Origin of the sequence: Rhodoferax ferrireducens T118, from assembly GCF_000013605.1 — a bacterium.
Classification (GTDB): Bacteria; Pseudomonadota; Gammaproteobacteria; order Burkholderiales; family Burkholderiaceae_C; genus Rhodoferax; species Rhodoferax ferrireducens.
Window position 1 is genome coordinate 150,558 of the sequence record NC_007908.1, and the last position, 15,391, is coordinate 165,948.

17 protein-coding genes and 1 pseudogene are annotated in these 15,391 nt (G+C 61.9%); 5 read left to right on the forward strand and 13 right to left on the reverse strand.

The window, feature by feature from the left end; translation table 11 throughout:
- Window positions 1-40: 40 nt before the first annotated feature.
- From RFER_RS00755 to RFER_RS00810, 13 genes and pseudogenes are all read right to left on the reverse strand, one after another.
- Window positions 41-487 (reverse strand): annotated as a pseudogene (locus RFER_RS00755) (nitrilase-related carbon-nitrogen hydrolase); the annotation flags it as partial.
- Window positions 488-521: 34 nt separating this feature from the next.
- Window positions 522-1,637 carry a DNA alkylation repair protein gene (locus tag RFER_RS00760; RefSeq protein WP_011462483.1) on the reverse strand — a complete coding sequence of 372 codons (1,116 nt, stop codon included), beginning with the start codon at window positions 1,635-1,637 and terminating at the stop codon, window positions 522-524.
- Between the two features lie 13 nt (window positions 1,638-1,650).
- Complete coding sequence (locus RFER_RS00765) at window positions 1,651-2,409, reverse strand: helix-turn-helix transcriptional regulator (RefSeq protein ID WP_244095774.1); 759 nt, start codon at window positions 2,407-2,409, stop codon at window positions 1,651-1,653.
- Window positions 2,357-2,656 carry a hypothetical protein gene (locus RFER_RS00770; RefSeq protein ID WP_011462485.1) on the reverse strand — a complete coding sequence of 100 codons (300 nt, stop codon included), beginning with the start codon at window positions 2,654-2,656 and terminating at the stop codon, window positions 2,357-2,359. The genes RFER_RS00765 and RFER_RS00770 overlap by 53 nt, the downstream gene beginning before the upstream one ends.
- A gap of 77 nt (window positions 2,657-2,733) precedes the next feature.
- A complete protein-coding gene (locus tag RFER_RS00775) occupies window positions 2,734-3,294 on the reverse strand; it encodes a DUF1697 domain-containing protein (protein ID WP_244095775.1) in 561 nt (186 codons plus the stop codon).
- Window positions 3,295-3,410: 116 nt separating this feature from the next.
- Window positions 3,411-3,917: a DinB family protein gene (locus tag RFER_RS00780; RefSeq protein WP_011462487.1), complete on the reverse strand. Its 507-nt coding sequence runs from the start codon at window positions 3,915-3,917 to the stop codon at window positions 3,411-3,413.
- A gap of 304 nt (window positions 3,918-4,221) precedes the next feature.
- The gene (locus tag RFER_RS00785) at window positions 4,222-4,752 is read right to left on the reverse strand and encodes a nitrilase-related carbon-nitrogen hydrolase (protein WP_279587686.1); all 531 of its coding nucleotides are present in this window, start codon (window positions 4,750-4,752) and stop codon (window positions 4,222-4,224) included.
- Window positions 4,753-4,759: 7 nt separating this feature from the next.
- Window positions 4,760-5,734, reverse strand: coding sequence for a hypothetical protein (locus tag RFER_RS00790; RefSeq protein ID WP_244095776.1), 975 nt, complete (start codon window positions 5,732-5,734; stop codon window positions 4,760-4,762).
- 91 nt (window positions 5,735-5,825) lie between these two features.
- Window positions 5,826-6,029 (reverse strand): hypothetical protein, encoded by a 204-nt coding sequence (locus RFER_RS23810; RefSeq protein WP_166485618.1) that lies wholly within the window; start codon window positions 6,027-6,029, stop codon window positions 5,826-5,828.
- Between the two features lie 61 nt (window positions 6,030-6,090).
- Complete coding sequence (locus tag RFER_RS00795) at window positions 6,091-7,056, reverse strand: N-carbamoyl-D-amino-acid hydrolase (protein ID WP_011462489.1); 966 nt, start codon at window positions 7,054-7,056, stop codon at window positions 6,091-6,093.
- On the reverse strand, window positions 7,040-8,311 hold the full coding sequence (locus tag RFER_RS00800; RefSeq protein ID WP_011462490.1) for a Zn-dependent hydrolase: 1,272 nt from the start codon (window positions 8,309-8,311) through the stop codon (window positions 7,040-7,042). Before RFER_RS00800 ends, RFER_RS00795 begins: the two co-directional genes overlap by 17 nt.
- Window positions 8,308-9,540 (reverse strand): diaminopropionate ammonia-lyase, encoded by a 1,233-nt coding sequence (locus tag RFER_RS00805; protein WP_011462491.1) that lies wholly within the window; start codon window positions 9,538-9,540, stop codon window positions 8,308-8,310. Before RFER_RS00805 ends, RFER_RS00800 begins: the two co-directional genes overlap by 4 nt.
- Before the next feature lie 14 nt (window positions 9,541-9,554).
- On the reverse strand, window positions 9,555-10,406 hold the full coding sequence (locus RFER_RS00810; protein WP_011462492.1) for a MurR/RpiR family transcriptional regulator: 852 nt from the start codon (window positions 10,404-10,406) through the stop codon (window positions 9,555-9,557).
- Between the two features lie 217 nt (window positions 10,407-10,623).
- On the opposite strand from RFER_RS00810, the gene RFER_RS00815 reads away from it, so the two are divergent.
- Genes RFER_RS00815 through uraD form a run of 5 tightly spaced genes read left to right on the forward strand, consistent with a single transcriptional unit; the run spans window position 10,624 to window position 15,372 of the window.
- The gene (locus RFER_RS00815; RefSeq protein WP_011462493.1) at window positions 10,624-11,421 is read left to right on the forward strand and encodes a transporter substrate-binding domain-containing protein; all 798 of its coding nucleotides are present in this window, start codon (window positions 10,624-10,626) and stop codon (window positions 11,419-11,421) included.
- A gap of 36 nt (window positions 11,422-11,457) precedes the next feature.
- On the forward strand, window positions 11,458-12,120 hold the full coding sequence (locus RFER_RS00820; RefSeq protein ID WP_011462494.1) for an amino acid ABC transporter permease: 663 nt from the start codon (window positions 11,458-11,460) through the stop codon (window positions 12,118-12,120).
- A 10-nt stretch (window positions 12,121-12,130) separates the two neighbouring features.
- Window positions 12,131-12,775, forward strand: a complete 645-nt coding sequence (locus RFER_RS00825; RefSeq protein WP_011462495.1) for an amino acid ABC transporter permease — start codon at window positions 12,131-12,133, stop codon at window positions 12,773-12,775.
- A 3-nt stretch (window positions 12,776-12,778) separates the two neighbouring features.
- The gene (locus tag RFER_RS00830) at window positions 12,779-13,537 is read left to right on the forward strand and encodes an amino acid ABC transporter ATP-binding protein (RefSeq protein WP_011462496.1); all 759 of its coding nucleotides are present in this window, start codon (window positions 12,779-12,781) and stop codon (window positions 13,535-13,537) included.
- A gap of 50 nt (window positions 13,538-13,587) precedes the next feature.
- Window positions 13,588-15,372, forward strand: coding sequence for a 2-oxo-4-hydroxy-4-carboxy-5-ureidoimidazoline decarboxylase (uraD, locus tag RFER_RS00835; protein WP_011462497.1), 1,785 nt, complete (start codon window positions 13,588-13,590; stop codon window positions 15,370-15,372).
- Window positions 15,373-15,391: the final 19 nt, after the last annotated feature.

A 15,391-nucleotide genomic window follows, 5' to 3' on the forward strand; every position in this document is an offset into this window, starting at 1 on the left:
AGTTCGTGGTGATCGGCAGCTAAGTTGGCAATGTAGCAAGTCAGCTCGTTTGCGTCCCATCCGCCGCCAGCGTCTCCCCCTTGCGCTGCGTAATCAACCCATAAGCCTGCGGTTGCCGGTGCAGGTCGAAGTTGAAGGTGGTGCGTTTGTAGATGGCGCAAAAGTCCAGGTCGCAGCGGGCAATCGCCATCTCGTCGCCCTTGGTCAGGCAGCGCGCCACCACCTCGCCGGACGGGGCGATGATGCAGCTGCCGCCGATGCTGTCCACGCCTTCTTCCATGCCAGCCTTGGCCACACCCACCACCCAGGTGCCGTTCTGGTAGACACTGGCTTGCATGGAGAGCTGGTTGTGAAACAGTGACAGGTCGTCATGCTCTGGCGCCGGGGCGTTGTGCACCGGGGTGTTGTAGCCGATCAGCACCATCTCCACGCCTTGCAGGCCCATCACGCGGAAGGTTTCGGCCCAGAGGCTGTCGTTGCAGATGGCCCACTGATACCGAGGGCAGCTTGGGTTATCACGGTCAATCATGGGCGAGTTCAAATTGCCCCAGCGCCTGAGTGGTTCCGTTGATGACGACATCCACCTGGTGCACGCCTGGGTAGTGTTTTCGCGTTGTCATCACTACCAAGGAAATCGTTTTGCTCAGCCGTACGGTGGTCTGCTGCTGGAGGTCAAGCACCTTCAACTTGAATACCTTGGGACTGCTCTTGCCGTTGGCCTTGACGAAGTGAACGCGCAAGTCCACCAGCGCCCGCTGCGGACGTGATTCTGTGTTGCACACGTCAAAGGCAATGGTCACTGCTCCCCCCATCACCACGCGCTGGGGGGCGATGCGTGCCCCGCTGACCGACACCATCGCGCTAACCCCGAAGCCCAGCACGCCAAGCGCACCAGCCTCGCCACGTTTCACGGCCGAGCGCAGCGCATGCTGCACCAGCCAGCGCCGTTCATCCGGCGCATCCACCAGCCAGCGGCGTGCCGTCTCCACCAGCAACAAGGGATGGTCTTTGCCGATGTCGTTCAAGCTGTTGGCAACAGAACGACGCACATAGAGTTCAGGATCGTCTTTCAACAGCTCCAGCAGCGCCAGCACGGGCTGCGGGTCTTGCTGAAAGGCGCGCAGGCGGAGTGCCCACGGCAAGCGAGGGCGCGTGCCCTCCGACACCAGGCGGCGCACATGCGGGCTCGGGTCGCTGGCCCAGTCCTTCAAGCGCGACAGGGTGGCCTGCGGATGCCGCTCCAGAAACGGGCGAATGCTGAACTCGGCAGTGAAGCGCTGCGTCAACTCGTACTGGGCGCGCATCGAAACCTCAAAGTGATCCAGCCCAAAGGCCGCCACAAAACAGGTGTGCGGGAGGTAGAAAAAAGAGGCCATCCCAAAGTCTTCCGTGCCGTCCAGCTTTGGCCCGATGGAGTCCATCAAGACCGCAAGCGCGACCTCATAGTCCTGCGGCAGATGCCGATGCAGCGCCTGCGCAATCCAGCGCCCGCGCGGCATCAGCTCAAGCGATGTGTATCCGTCCAGCGCATCCTTGAGGAACGCATCCTGGTCGAAGGCGTGCCATGCGCGCGAGATCATTGCGGCGATCCGCACGGGGACCTCCGTGCCGAATTGGGTTTTGAGTGGTTCAGCCATGCTTGTGCTTGCATCAGTCCTTGTCGGGCACGCCCAGGACGGTCTCGAAATAGTGCGTGATGTTCACATCGGGCCTGGGCGGGAACCTCTCATCCAGGCACGCGACCGCATCAAAGCGGTCGAAGCGGAAGTTGCGGTAGTCGCTTCTGGTCTCGCACCACGCCAGCAGCGTCCAACGCCCCGTCCAGCCGATGATGCCCAAGGGCCACAGGACGCGCTCGGTCCTCTGCTGTTGTTCGTCGCAATAGACAGCGCGCACCTTCTTGCGTCCCTCGCAGGCCAGGCGCAAGGTACGGTGCACCTCTCTGAGCCCGTCATCGCTGTCGAGTATGGGTATGCGGTAGGGCTGGCGCTCGGCGTTCAACTTCAGCGAATCGGTCAGGATGGAGCGGATTTTTTGCTCGGACTGGCGTGCCGAGCGCGCCAGGTCAGGATCGGTAAAGGCCTGCACCATGCGCGCGCCCACCATCAGCGCGAGCAGTTCCTCAGGCGTAAACATGAGCGGCGGCAGATCAAAGCCCGGGCGCAGCAGATAACCAACGCCCGCCTCTCCATCGATGGGAGCGCCGGATTGCGAGAGCGCCTGCACATCCCGGTACACCGTGCGAACGCTTACCTCCAGGACGGCCGCAATGGCTTCCGCCGTCATGGCGGTACGCCGCGAACGCAGCAATGCATAGAGGTGAAACAGGCGCTCGGCTTTGCTCATGACAGTGTGGCTAAATTGCGAGGTGAAGTTCGCCGTGTGACATCTTGTTCGAATCGGGGTCAATCATGCTCATGCACTCGCAGTCACTGAGTTCGGTCATGAACTTCTCGCCGGCTTGCTTGGCTTCAGCAGCCGACTTCCAGTGAGCGATATCCAGCCAACTGTCATCTTCCAACTGCGACAGCTCTCGTTTCAGGAATCCGGGCTGTTTTTTCAACCACTCGTTGACTTTCCCATTCGCAGCCACAAAGGCGGACGGGACAGTGCCAACCGCGAGCTTGTAGGTGAATGCTTCAACAGTCTTGATCATAGGTAACTCCATTTTTTTTAGATTGTTTGTGCGACATGCACAAGCGCAAGCGTAAGGAGCGCCACTGTCAGTTCCTGTCAGGAGTGTGCGAGAGCCAAGCGCCGCACCGTGTTCCAGTTGCGCGTGGTGGCCGGCAGGCCGAGCTGCTTTTCCAGCAAGGCATTCGGGCTCCCGGCGGTGTTGCCGATCTTGCGGCTCAGGCTCAAGGCCTCGGTGCCGGTGAAGCGGAACACCTCCACGTCCCCGCGTCGAGAACGCAACGACAGCGTGGCCGGCACTTCCGCAGCGGGGTGCAGAAAGGTCACGCAGTACTCGTACACGGACGCATCGACCACGGTGGCGAACGGGTCGGCCGCCACCAGCCCAGCCAGGTACGGCACCGAACGCAAAAAACCTGGCTCAACCAGGCCGCAGACGGAGTTGAGAAGTTTGCTGGCCTTGGCGAGCACGCGATCCGGACTGCGTCTTGCACCCACGGAAAACACCAGCGTGCCGTTGGTCAGGAACGAGGCCGCTTCCTGCGCGCCTGCGTCAAGGAAGGCTTGTTCCAACTGGACCTTGGTTGGCGCGTTGGGGCGGCCGAGGTTCAGGTTGCGGAAGAAGGCGGCGTAGTGCATGGTGGCTGGAGGCGTCCTCAATGGATGAATGGAGCTGAGTCAACCTCAACAAGCAGCACCTCGTCAGGGTAATGATCGACAGCAACAAAATGCCACCCCGAAAGGGTTATGCGTATTGCCTGGTGCATCCACGTAGTTTATTCGGCCTCCCGGCGTGCTGGCTCGTGGACATGCAAGAACTTGGTGTACAAATCACGCGGTGGCGCGACCGAGATGCCTTTGAGTATTTGGCCAACGTTGCCGCGATGGTAAGACCCGTGGGTGAGCACATGGAACAGCATTTCCTCTCGCGTCATGCTTCCCGAGTCACCATCCGTGAACTGAAATGAAAGACTCTCCGCCAGTGCTTGGCCAGTGATCTTGGAGGCATAGTCTTCGAACCAGAGGTCGGTTTCGGCGACAGCGATATGAAGCTCACCAAGTGCGGGTGTCTCTGGCGTATTCGTCGCCGTGTACGGGTGCTTCTCGCCAGCCAAGTGGGCGCGAAAGATTCGATCGACAACGTAGATGTGGTTGAGCGTCCTGATCGCCGTGTGCAACGAAGCCGCTTGATCCGTGGACGTCATCGAGGCCAATACGTCAAACAGTTCGCGATTGGCCCAAGACTTCTGAGCGAAAAGGGATGAGAGAATTTTCTGAGACATGGATGTGTTGCGATGGAAGTTGGCAGGTCGAAGACGAGATGTAGATCGTCAGGTATTCAGGCTGATCCAGTTTATTCGACCAAATAAATTCAACTCCGCAACAGCTTACAAACGGGGTTCCACCCACACCGCCGCTCGGCTGGTGGATTGGGTGTCCGTTCGGCGGCCCCATTCGCGGTGACCGCAACGCTGGCATACCGGCAACCGCGTTGACGCCAGCCCCACCACAGCGGGATCATTCAAACAAAATCAGCCTCTAGCCCCCGTCGATACTTCGCAAGCAGCTACACAATCAATAGCACCTTCAAACCCCGGACGAGGCAGCCCACAACGTCCCATCCGCCGCCAACGTCTCTCCCTTGCGCTCGGTGATCAGCCCATAGGCCTGCGGCTGCCGGTGCAGGTCGAAGTTGAAGGTGCTGCGTTTGTAGACAGCGCAGAAGTCCAGGTCGCAGCGGGCAATGGCTACTTCGTCGCCCTTGCTCAGGCAGCGCGCCACTACCTCGCCGGACTGGGCGATGATGCAGCTGCCGGCTATGCTGTCCACGCCCTCTTCCACACCAGCCTTGGCCACGCCCACGACCCAGGTGCCGTTCTGGTAGGCACCGGCTTGCATGGAGAGCTGGTTGTGGAACAGCGACAGGTCGTCATGCTCCGGCGCGGGGGCGTTGTGCACCGGGGTGTTGTAGCCGATCAGCACCATCTCCACACCTTGCAGGCCCATCACGCGGTAGGTCTCGGCCCAGCGGCGGTCGTTGCAGATGGCCATGCCCAGGATGCCGCCGAATGCCTGAGCCTGACCCCTTTCCCCACAGCTTTCGACTGTTCGGTGCATGCGTGGGTTAACCGGTATCAAAATGGTCAGGCTTGATGTCTTCGGGTATTGTGGTTCTGAAGTGTTGAGCATCAATTCCTTGGTGCCAGTCGGAGCGTGCAGTTGCAACGAGAGTCCAGGGGAAAAGGTAGGCATCAACTACTTCGTGGCCCTTGACCATTAGTACGCGCAAGTCAAAAGAGCAGTCCTGATCGACATATCTCGTAGCGATATCTCTTCGTATGACCATCGGATCGACATCAAACGGATCTGAGCCTTTCAAATACACCCGCACGCACGTGTGGAAGGGAAGCTTCTGGCCAATAAGAGGCAATCCATGTAGCGTCACAAGTTCATCCAACTCGTGGCGCAATATCTTTTCCCGAAACTCATCGAGTTGCCAAGTACCGTCAACATACCTGAGAACACTCATGATGGTAACTGTGAGCTTCCTGAGCTGAGTAGCACTAATGTCGATGGCCGACCCTATGATGCCCTTCCTCGAACTGGACACTCGAACCGCACCGTCTGTTGCAGTGAAGTGTCTGTCATGAATGATCGTTCCGCGAAGCGGTTCGAGGGTGCTGTAAAGGCCTGTGAGGCGTTCCTTCAGCCAAGGGCGGGATTCAATGAATTGCGGGAAGATGAGTGAACTCTTGAGGTTTTGCAGTTTCTGCTGAAAGCGAAACGTTGGAGGTATCCCATTTTCTTCAAGGATCCACTCGATGAGCATGTCGAGAAGCTTGAAGGTCGAAACGAAGACAAGAGGCGCGCCTGCGTTCAAAAAACCGGACCGCCAATCACCCAAGATAATGTTGCCGCGTAGATACGCAAGGAACTGAGCCTTCGACTTGTCTACGGGGTACACCACCGCATCAGGCCAGGTTGGAAACAGTTCCTGCTCGACCAGTGTGTACACAGCCTCGAGAAACCATGTTTCGTATTCCGTGCGTTCAGCGAGTCTGCTTAGCGCACTTGAGTCAAAGGGTGGAAGCAAGTTCATGACATGTGACAGGCTTTGCCGACTAACGTGACCGGCTGATATCCTGGTCAACCCAGTTTATCCGACCAAATAAATTCAACTCCGCAACAGCTTACAAGCGGGGTTCCACCCACACCGCCACTCGGCTGGTGGATTGGGTGTCCGTTCGGCGGCCCCATTCGCGGTGGCCGCAACGCTGGCACACCTGCAACCGCGTTGACACCAGCACGCTGGCATACCCAGAGCGCCCGCCCGCGAGCGTGGGCCAGAGAACGGATACCCGATCCGCCAGCCCCACCACAGCGGGATCATTCAAACAAAATAAGTCTCTAGCCCCCGTCAACACTGCGCAAGCAGCTACACAATCAATAGCACCCTCAAACCCCAGACGGTGCAGCCCACACCGTCCCATCCGCCCCCAACGTCTCCCCCTTGCGCTGCGTGATTAGCCCATAGGCCTGCGGCTGGCGGTGCAGGTCGAAGTTGAAGGTGGTGCGTTTGTAGATGGCGCAAAAGTCCAGGTCGCAGCGGGCAATCGCCATCTCGTCGCCCTTGGTCAGGCAGCGCGCCACCACCTCGCCGGATGGGGCGATGATGCAGCTGCCGCCGATGCTGTCCACGCCTTCTTCCACACCGGCCTTGGCCACGCCCACGACCCAGGTGCCGTTCTGGTAGGCACCGGCCTGCATGGAGAGCTGGTTGTGGAACAGTGACAGGTCGTCATGCTCTGGCGCCGGGGCGTTGTGCACCGGGGTGTTGTAGCCGATCAGCACCATCTCCACGCCTTGCAGGCCCATCACGCGGTAGGTCTCGGCCCAGCGCCGGTCGTTGCAGATGGCCATGCCCACGACGCCGCCAAAGGCCTGCGTTACCTCCCAGCCGTCTCCGGCAGTGAAGTAGCGCTTCTCCAGATGCTGGAAGCGCCGCCAGGGCTCGTGTTCCTTGTGGCCGGGCAAGTGCACCTTGCGGTACTTGGCCACGATCTGGCCGCTGCGGTCCACCAGGATGGAGGTGTTGTAGCGCACCGCGCCCGTGGCCTCTTGCGCCAGCTCGGCGTAGCCCAGGTAGAAGCCTACGCCCAGCGCTTTGGATAAATCAAACAGCGGCTGCGTGGCGGCGTTGGGCATGGATTGCTCAAAGAAGCTGTTGATCTCGGCTTCGTCTTCGATGTACCAGCGCGGAAAGAAGGTGGTGAGCGCCAGCTCGGGGAAGACGATGAGTTGTGCACCCACGGCGTGGGCCTGGCGCATCAGCTCACACAGGCGCGCCACCACCTGGGTGCGGGAGTCGGCACGTTGGATGGGGCCGAGTTGGCCAAGGGCGACGTTAAGGTAGCGGGGCATAGAAGTTCAAGGGTAGAAGTTGGGAAGGTCGGTTGGCCAGCGCCAGCACCACTTGCAGCAGCACTTGCGCGCCGCGTTGCAGGTCGGCGGGTGCTGTGTGCTCGCGCACGTTGTGGCTGAGGCCGCCCACGCTGGGCACAAAGACCATGGCGCTGGGGCAGACGCGGGCCAGCATTTGCGCGTCGTGCCCGGCGCCGCTGGGCATACGCTGGTAAGTGCAGCCCAGGGCTTGGGTTTGCTGCTCCACCAGATTGACCACCATGGGGTCAAAGGCCACGGGCTCAAAGCGGGCCAGCGTGCGGCTGGTGATGCGCACACCCTCGGCCTGCGCGGCTTGCTGGGCGTAGGCGTGTAAATCGCTTTCGGCTTGGGCCAGCGCGGCGCTGTCGGTGTTGCGCAGGTCCACGGTGAACACGGCCTTTTGCGCGATGACGTTGACCAGGTTCGGACTGAGCCGCACCGCACCCACGGTGGCCAGTTGGCGGCCACCCAGGCGTGCGCTCAGTGCGCGCATAAACACCGCCACCTGTGCGGCCACCAGCGCGGCATCGTGGCGCAGCGCCATGGGCGTGGTGCCAGCGTGGTTGGACTGGCCCTCCACGGTGAACTCGGTCCATGAGATACCTTGCACACCTTCGACCACACCGATCTGCAAGCCCAGTTGTTCCAGCACCGGACCTTGCTCGATGTGCAACTCCACATAGCTATCCACCAGCGGTGCGCCAACCGGGGCTGTGCCCTGGTAGCCGATGCGTTGCAGCTCGGCCTGCACCGACACACCGTCGGCATCGCAGGTGGCTAGCGCGTCTGGTAGGGGCAGGCCGCCGACATAGACCAGGCTGCCCATCATGTCGGGCTGGAAGCGTGCGCCTTCTTCGTTGGTGAACACGGCCACGGCCAGCGGGCGGCGGGGCTGGACGCCCGCCTCGCGCAGCGCGGTCACCACTTCCAGGCCAGACAGCACGCCGTAGTTGCCGTCATACAGGCCGCCGGTGCGCACGGTGTCGATATGCGAGCCCACCATCACCGGGGGCAGGTCTTCGGTGCCGGGGAAGGTGCCGACGATGTTGCCGATGGCGTCGATGTCGACGCGCATGCTCAGCTCACGCATGCGTGCCACGGTCCAGTCGCGCCCCTCGCGGTCGGCATCACTCAGGGCCAGGCGGTTGACACCGCCGCCGGGCAGCGCACCGATCTGGCCCAGCGCGTGCAGGCTGGCTAGTAGGCGCCCTGCGTTGATCTGTGGTGATGTCATACAGAGGCCCCATCCTGCAGCACCTGGGCTGCACTGCGGCCCACCAGTTGCTGGTACAGGGCGGGGTCGGTATCGCCCTCGCTGCCAAACAGCAGCACGCGGCTCTCTACCCCCAGGCCGAGTGACGCGCGGGCAGTGCTGTCGTGCGCGGCGAGCAGGGCCGCGGCCAGGCCCGCCACGGCGGACTCACCGGCGACGATGACCGGGTCACCGCCCTGCGGGCTGGCCAGCAGGCGCATGGTGTCCACGGCGGCGGCATCGGGGATGGTGCAAAAGGCGTTGGCACCGGTGGCCAGAATGTCCCAAGCCAGCAGCGAGACTTCGCCGCAGGCCAGGCCGGCCATCAGTGTGTCCAGGTCGCCCTTGACAGCGACCACGGCACCGGCGCGCGCGCTTTGTAGCAGGCAGTCGGCCCGCTCGGGCTCCACCACCACGAACACCGGGCGCTGCTCGGCGCTGCGTTCCCAGAAATAGGCGCAGACCGCCGCCGCAAAACCGCCGACGCCGGCTTGCACAAACACGTGCGTAGGCCACTGCGGCAGGGCGCTCACCGCCTCGTGCACCATCAACTGGTAGCCCTGCATCACGTCGCGGGGAATGTCCATGTAACCGGGGTAGGAGGTGTCAGAGATCACAAACCAGCCATTGGTTTTTGCGTCGCGGTCGGCCTGCTGCACCGAGTCGTCGTAATTGCCCGCGGTGCGCACCACCTGCGCGCCGTAGCGGGCAATCGCGTCCTTGCGCCCCTCGCTCACGGTGGCGTGGATGTAGATGACGCAGCGGCAGCCCAGCATCTGCGCGCCCCAGGCCACCGAGCGGCCATGGTTGCCGTCGGTGGCGCAGGTGACGGTGATGTCGCCGCAGGCCTGGCGCAGCGCGGGGTCACTCTGCAGATCGGCATGGCTCACCGGGCGGCCCAGGCGCTGGCCCAGCTCACGGCACAGCAGGCGCGCCACGGCATAGGCCCCGCCCAGCCCTTTGAAGCTGCCCAGGCCAAAGCGGGTAGCTTCGTCCTTGTAGTGGATGCTGGCCACGCCTGCCGTGCGGGCAAGCACAGGCAGCGAGCACAGGCGGGTCACGGTGTAACCCGGCCATGAAGTGATGACGGTCTGCGCTTGCGCCAGGGCGCTTGCGCTGAGTAGGGTGCTGCGATGTGCGCCATAGGGCTCGGCTTGCTGGAAGCGAGCATTGGGCAGCAGAGTGAACGGGTGTTTTGCAAGTTGTGGCATGGGCGTGCTTTGGTTTAAAGAGAGGGTTCCAGGTCGTCCAGTTGGGCATGGACTTGTTCGATGGCGGCCATGCGGGCGCGGGCTTTTTGGGGCAGGTGGGCCAGCGTGGCGGTGGCCAGGTAGTTGATGAGGCTGATGACTCCCACATAGGAGTCAAAAATGGCCTCACCCTGCGGCGGGCAGATGAACAGGGCCTGGGCGCGTGCCGCCAGCGTGGAGACACGCGCATCGCTGACCAGCACCAGCGCGGCACCGGCATCACAGGCAATGCCCACCACCTGGCTTAGACGGCGGGTGCGCCGGCGAAAGTCCATGGCCAGCAGCACGTCGCCGCGCTGGATTTCGGCCAGCAGCTCGGCATCTTCACCAGCGCCTTCGTTGAGCAGGTGGACTTCGGCGCGCACCTGCGACAGCAGCGCCCGCGCATAGGACGCGGTCATGTAGCCGTTGCGGTAACCGACCACCCAGACGCGACGCGCACCCGCCAGCAACTTGGCCGCCTGCTGCACGCTTTGATCGGTTACGGCGTCGGCCAGCGCCTGTAACTGCTGTGCATCCTGCGCAACGTGCTGCTGCAAGGGGTTGGCGCGCAGGCCTTGCTGCGCCACGCGACCCAAAGGCGAGGGCTGAGGAGCGCTCTTGCGCTGATGCTGGCGAAACGCCAGAAAGTCGGCAAAGCCCAGGCGCTTGAAGAAGCGCGCCGTGCTGGCCTTGGAGACACCGGCCAGCGCCGCCAGCTCGGTGGCGCTGTAGGCCAGCAGGTCTTTTTCATGGACCAGCACCACGTCGGCCAGCTTGCGGTCCACCAGGGACAGCGCCTCGTAGTGGGCCTGGATGCGCTCGCGCAGGGTGATGATCTGGGTCATGACAAGGCGACCGGTTGGTTTTGGTGCTGACTTCCCCAAAACGGGGCGTTTGCACCAAGTAGAAACACATTTTTCATGAATTAATGCTTGAGAAACAGATATTTCATATTGTCCACCATCTGTTTGCAAGGGCAATGCCAGGCCAAACAGGTGGCACACATCTTGCGCAAGGCTTGGCATGTCCCATTTATCCACTTATCTTGAACAGGAACCTTCCATGAAATTCAAACTGCTTTCTACATTGGCTGGTGTGTTTGCCAGCGCCGTTTTGTCTTTGGCCACACCGGCCCATGCGGCGGATGATTCGCTGAGTTCGATCCTGGCCAAGAAGTCCATCGCGCTGGGCGTGGCCTCCGACTTTCCGCCCTATGGCTACATGGGCCCGGACTTCAAACTCACCGGCGTGGACGTGGCCACGGCGCAGTTGATTGCCGACAAGCTGGGCGTGAAGGCCGAACTTGTGCCGGTGAGCACGCCCAACCGCATTCCCTACCTGCAGACCAAGAAGATCGACTTGATCGTCTCGGCCCTGGGCAAGAACCCCGAGCGCGAGAAGGTGATCGACTTCACCGTGGCCTACGCACCGTTCTTCCAGGCCGTGTTTGGCCCCAAGGCATTGAGCATCAAGAGCTTTGACGATCTGGCGGGCAAAAGCATTGCCGTGACCCGCGGCACCATTCAGGACGACGTGCTGCAAAAGGTGGCCCCGCCCACGCTCAAGATCCAGCGCTTTGAAGACGATGCCACCACCGTGGCCGCCTTCATCTCGCAACAAACCCAGTTGCTGGCCACCGGCGCGGCCGTGGCTGCCGCTGCCGTGCAGAAGAACCCGCAGGTGCAGGCCGAATACAAGCTGCTGCTGAAAGACTCGCCCAACTTCATCGGCGTGCGCAAGGGCGAAACCGCGCTGATGACCAAGGTGAACGAAATCCTGCTGGCGGCCAAGGCCGACGGTACGCTGGAGAAATACTCACAAAAATGGCTGGGCCGCGGTACCGGCGTGTTGCCTGAGTAAGTCGCAACAGCACGCGCACCACACTTTTGAGTCGCCATGATTGAATTCAACTTTGGCACCGTGCTGGCACAGTGGCCCATGCTCTTGCGCGGGTTGGGCCTGACGGTGACGCTGACCGCCTTCTCGGCGCTGCTGGGCACGCTGGCGGGCACGGCCTGTGCCTGGGCGCGTCTGCATGGCGGCCCGATGCTGAAACGGGTGGTGGGTGCCTACGTGGAACTGGTGCGCAACACGCCGTTCATCATCCAGCTGTTCTTCATCTTCTTTGGCCTGCCTTCGCTGGGGCTGCGGCTGTCGGTGGAAATGGCGAGCGTGCTGGCCATGGTGTTGAACCTGGGGGCCTATGCGTGCGAGATCGTGCGCGCCGGTTTGCAGACCACCCCCAGGGGCCAGTTGGAAGCGGCCATGAGCCTGGCGCTGACCCCGTGGCAAACCTTCTCGCGCGTGGTGTTGCCGCCAGCATTGGCGCGTATCTGGCCGGCGCTGGTGAGCCAGATCATCATCGTCATGTTGGGCTCGGCGGTGTGCGGGCAAATCTCGGCGGAAGAACTCTCGCAGGCGGCGAACCTGATTTCCAGCCGCACTTTCCGCAGTTTTGAGTCCTACATCATCGTGACCGGCATCTATCTGCTGCTGGCCATTGCGCTGCGGCAGTTGCTGTACTGGGTCGGTCCGCGCTTCATCTTTTCCAGCCGTTAACGGGGGCCACATGGTTCAGTTTTCTCTCTGGGACATCTTCACCTTTTTGCTGGGGGCGCTGCGCTGGACGGCGGCGCTCTCGCTGATTGCCTTCATTGGCGGTGGCCTGGTTGGCCTGGGCCTGCTCATGCTGCGCTTTGCCAAGCTGCGCGGCGCGGCCACGGCGGTAGCCTGGTATGTGCAAATCTTTCAGGGCACGCCGCTCTTGATGCAGCTCTTTCTGGTCTACTTTGGTCTAGCCCTGCTGGGCATGGACACCTCGCCATTGGTGGCGGCGGCGATTTGCCTCACCTTGTATGCCAGTGCCTACCTGACCGAAATCTGGCGCGGTTGCGTCAACGCCATTCCAAAAGGCCAGTGGGAAGCCTCCACCAGCCTGGCGCTGAACTTTACCCAGCAGATGCGCCATGTGATCCTGCCGCAGGCGCTGCACGTGGCGATTGCACCCACGGTGGGCTTTCTGGTGCAGATCATCAAGGGCACGGCGCTGGCCTCGGTGATCGGCTTTGTGGAGCTGACCAAGGCCGGGCAGATGATCTCCAACGCCACCTACCAACCGTTTCTGGCCTACATCTTTGTGGGTCTTCTGTACTTTGCCCTGTGCTACCCGCTGTCGTGGTGGAGCCAGCGGCTGGAAAACCGCCGTTTGGCCTGAGCTATGACTACATCACCGAATTCCCCGTTTGCGCTGGTTGACATTCGTGGCCTGCACAAGAGTTTTGGCGCCACCGAAGTGCTCAAGGGCATTGACCTGCAGGTGGGCCGCAAGGAAGTGGTCAGCATCATCGGCAAGAGCGGCTCGGGCAAGAGCACGCTATTGCGTTGTATCAACGGCCTGGAGACCTTTGAGCGTGGCACGCTGACCGTGGACGGCCAGGCCTTGCAACACGGCGATGCCAACGCCATGCGCGAGCTGCGCCAGCAGGTGGGCATGATTTTTCAGAGCTTCAACCTGTTCCCGCACCTGAGCGCCGGGCGCAACGTGATGCTGGCCCCGACCCTGGTCAAGGACTTGCCCAAGGAGGAGGCCAAAGCCCGCGCCCAAGCGCTGCTGGAGCGCGTGGGATTGGGCAGCCTGTTTGACCGCATGCCCGATCAACTCTCGGGCGGGCAGCAGCAGCGCGTGGCCATTGCCCGTGCGCTGGCCATGGCACCCACCGTGCTGCTGTGCGATGAAATTACGTCGGCGCTGGATCCGGAACTGGTGGGCGAAGTGCTGCAGGTGGTGGAGATGCTGGCCGTTGATGGCATGACCCTGATTCTGGTCACCCATGAGATGGCCTTTGCCCGCAAGGTCAGCGACCGCGTGGTGTTCATGCACCAGGGGCTGATCCACGAAGCGGGCACGCCGGACGAGATTTTTAACCGGCCGCAGACACCCGAGCTGCGGCAGTTTCTGTCGGCTTTACGCGACTGATCCCGAGAAGTGTCGGCTGCGACCGTGGATGCCAATCGAAAATTCATGCCATGGCAACTCCACCTTTGACTTTGGACCAACTTAACGCAGCCTCGCTGGACGACGCCCGCGCCATGGTCGCCGGCCTGTACGAGCACTCCCCCTGGATTGCCCGCGCGGCCCTGCAGCAGCGTCCCTTCCGGTCGCTGGCGCAGTTCAAATATGCGCTCTGCCAGGTGGCGACGAATGCCGGCAAGGACGCACAACTCGCACTTCTGCGCGCCCACCCTGAGCTGGCGGGCAGGGCCTTGGCGGACAAGAGCCTCACCGTCGAATCCACCCATGAGCCGAACAAGGCAGGTCTCACGCACTGCACGCCCGCTGAATTTGAAAAGATCCAGCAGCTCAACAGTGACTACAACGCCAGGTTTGGTTTTCCCTTTATTCTCGCGCTGCGTGGGCCGCGCGGTCTGGGGTTGCAAAAAGCCGAGATCATGGCCACCTTTGAGCGGCGACTGCAGAGTCACCCTGACCATGAGTTTCAGGAAGGCTTGCGAAATGTGCACCGCATGGCCGAGATTCGCCTCAACGACAGGTTCGGTAGGTCGATTGAGCGTGGCAATTTGGTATGGGACTGGCAGGAAGCCCTGGCGCAGTACAGCGACCCCGGCTACGCCGAACTGGGCCAGCTCACCGTCACCTACCTCACCGACGCCCACCGCGCCTGCGCACAGCGCATCAGCAACAACATGCGTGAGGCCGGATGCGACAAAGTGCATATCGACGCTGTAGGGAATGTGGTGGGGCGCTACAAGGGCACGGGCGCAAGCCCCAAGGCCCTGATGACCGGCAGTCACTATGACACCGTGCGCAATGGAGGTAAGTATGACGGACGCCTGGGTATCTTTGTGCCGCTGGCTTGCGTGCAAGGGCTTAAAAGAGCCAACAAGCGCCTGCCCTTCGATCTGGAAATCATTGCCTTTGCTGAAGAAGAGGGCCAGCGCTACAAAGCCACTTTTCTCGGCTCCGGCGCGCTCACCGGTGACTTCAAGCCCGATTGGCTCGATCAGGTGGATGCCGATGGCATCAGCATGCGCCAGGCCATGAAACAGGCGGGGCTCTGCATTGACGACATCCCCAAGCTCAAGCGCATTGCCTCTGACTACATGGGCTTTGTGGAAGTGCATATCGAGCAAGGGCCGGTGCTGAGCGAGTTGAACTTGCCGCTGGGCATCGTCACCTCTATCAACGCCAGCGTGCGCCATACCGGCGAAATGCTGGGCATGACCAGCCATGCTGGAACCACGCCAATGGACCGCCGCCGCGATGCGGCTGCAGGTGTCGCCGAGCTGATGCTCTACGTCGAAAGCCGTGCCGCTGCCGACAGCGATTCGGTGGGCACCGTAGGTATCCTGAATGTGCCTGGCGGCTCCATCAACGTGGTGCCCGGGCGCTGCCAGTTCTCGCTGGACTTGCGCGCACCCACCGATGCGCAACGCGATGCCATGGCCAGCGATGTGCTGGCAAGAATTGAGCAAATAGCCAAGGCACGCGGCCTGCATTACCACCTGACCGAGACCCTGCGTGCCAGCGCCGCCCCCAGCGCTCCCGCCTGGCAGCAACGCTGGGAAGCTGCGGTCGCAGCGCTGGGCCTGCCGCTGCACCGCATGCCCAGCGGCGCGGGCCATGACGCCATGAAGCTGCACGACCTTCTGCCCCAGGCCATGCTGTTTGTACGCGGTGAGAACGCAGGCATCAGCCACAACCCGCTGGAGTCCACCAGCAGCGACGACATGCAGCTTGCCGTGCAAGCGTTTGAACACCTTCTCAACTCTCTGGCGCAAGAGCTAAGCTGAGGCCTGTGCCTTCAGCCCT